Raw genomic sequence first — 232 nt, 5'->3', positions numbered from 1 at the left:
GGCTGCGGTAGATCGACCGCAGGCGCACGTCGTGGGGCAGCGGCAGCATCAGGTCCAGCTGCGGCGCGGCGGCCAACTGGTCCAGCAGCACCTGGGCCAGGCGGATGTTGCGGCGGCGGGCGCGGTCGCGCCGCAGATAGTCCAGGTATTTCTGGCTGGGCGCGGGCACGGCGCGCAGCGGCACGGTGTTGGCGATGGGTGCATTCACGGCTCAACCCTCCACGTGGACGTC

At 71.6% G+C, this 232-nt stretch carries 1 pseudogene; it reads right to left on the bottom strand.

Annotated features, from left to right (window positions below):
* A pseudogene (locus SB751_RS35750) lies at window positions 1-208 on the bottom strand (hypothetical protein); the annotation flags it as partial.
* Window positions 209-232: the final 24 nt, after the last annotated feature.

The organism is Cupriavidus sp. SIMBA_020, assembly GCF_046535395.1.
Taxonomy (GTDB): domain Bacteria; phylum Pseudomonadota; class Gammaproteobacteria; order Burkholderiales; family Burkholderiaceae; genus Cupriavidus; species Cupriavidus campinensis.
The sequence above is the reverse complement of the archived record's forward strand: the minus strand, read 5'-3'. Positions and strand labels throughout refer to the sequence as shown.